This window comes from Streptomyces hydrogenans, from assembly GCF_014656075.1.
GTDB classification, from domain to species: Bacteria; Actinomycetota; Actinomycetes; order Streptomycetales; family Streptomycetaceae; genus Streptomyces; species Streptomyces hydrogenans.
In genome coordinates this window covers 1-1,428 of record NZ_BNBS01000288.1, presented here as the reverse complement: position 1 = coordinate 1,428, position 1,428 = coordinate 1, and the positions used below count along the sequence as shown (strand labels likewise).

The following is a 1,428-nucleotide window of genomic DNA, read 5'->3' as shown; positions in this document are numbered from 1 at the left end:
CTAGTGTGATGCGCCAGAAATCCTGAGGGTTGGTAAGTACCCTGTTGTCATGTCGCATTCGGGGCCTTCTGCTGTGGCGATCACGTTGTCTGAGGCTGAGCGTGCCGAGTTGGTGCGCCGGACGAAGATGCCGCACCGGCGCTCGGCCGAGAAGGCCCGCATCATCCTGGCGTGTGCCGAGGGCATGTCGAATGTGGGTGTCGCACGGCTCGTCGGGGTCCAGGCCAAGACGGTCGGCAAGTGGCGTCGGGCATTCGCTGCAGAGCGGATGCCCGGGCTTGAGGATGCCGGTTGGATCGGCCGGCCGAAGGCCGGCCTGATCCTCGACGATGCTGAGCGCAGGCAGCTGCAGCAGTGGGCACGGCAGGCCAAAACCGCCCAGTTCCTCGCGTTGCGGGCCAAGATCGTGCTGCGCTGCGCGGAGGGCGGGACGAACCAGCAGGCCGCGGCCGACCTCGGCGTCGACGGGTCGACCGTGGACCGCTGGCGGGCCCGGTTCATCGCAAAACGCCTCGATGGTCTGCATGACGAGCCGCGCCCGGGCCGGCCGCCTTCGATCCTCCTCGACCAGGTCCAGGAAGTCGTCGTGGCAACCCTGGAGTCACTCCCGGGCCAGGACACACACTGGTCGCGGGCCTCGATGGCCCAGCGCACTGGCCTGTCGAAGTCGACGATCGGGCGGATCTGGAAGCGGTTCGACCTCAAGCCCCACCTGCAGGACTCTTTCAAGCTGTCCACAGATCCGCAGTTCGTCGCCAAGGTCGTCGACGTCGTCGGCCTGTACCACCACCCGCCCGAGAAGGCGGTCGTGCTCTGCGTGGATGAGAAGAGCCAGATCCAGGCGCTGGACCGGTCCCAGCCGGTGCTGCCGATGATGCCGGGCATGCCCGAACGTCGCACCCACGACTATCTGAGGCACGGCATCACCAGTCTGTTCGCTGCCTTCAACATCGCCGACGGCACCGTCATATCGGCACTGCACCGCCGCCACCGGGCGATCGAGTTCAAGAAGTTCCTGATCCAGATCGACAAGGTGGTGCCCGCCGGGCTCGACGTGCATCTCGTCTGCGACAACTACGCCACCCACAACACCGCCGAGATCAGGACGTGGCTCGGCAGACACCCCCGCTTCCACGTCCATTTCACTCCCACCGGCTCCTCTTGGATGAACCAGGTGGAGCGGTGGTTCGGCCTGCTGACCGACAAGCTCATCCGCCGAGGCGTCCACACCTCCGTGAAGGCATTGGAGGACGACATCACTGCGTGGATCGACACCTGGAACGAGAACCCGCGGCCCTTCACCTGGACCAAGACAGCCGACGAGATCCTCAACTCCCTCGCCGACTACCTCACCAAGGTCGGAACCACCGGCCAGAAAACAGAGCAGAACTAACCCTCAGGATTTCTGGCGCATCACACTAGGACGGT

Annotated in this window: 1 protein-coding gene; it reads left to right on the top strand. The window is 65.1% G+C overall.

Annotated features, from left to right (window positions below):
* Positions 1-49: 49 nt before the first annotated feature.
* Positions 50-1,393 carry an IS630 family transposase gene (locus IE321_RS41445; RefSeq protein ID WP_190226775.1) on the top strand — a complete coding sequence of 448 codons (1,344 nt, stop codon included), beginning with the start codon at positions 50-52 and terminating at the stop codon, positions 1,391-1,393.
* Positions 1,394-1,428 lie beyond the last annotated feature (35 nt).

What these genes read in the sequence shown, in the direction of transcription:
- IE321_RS41445 (WP_190226775.1), top strand. Translation starts at nt 50, where the DNA reads ATGTCGCATTCGGGGCCTTCTGCTGTGGCGATCACGTTGTCTGAGGCT.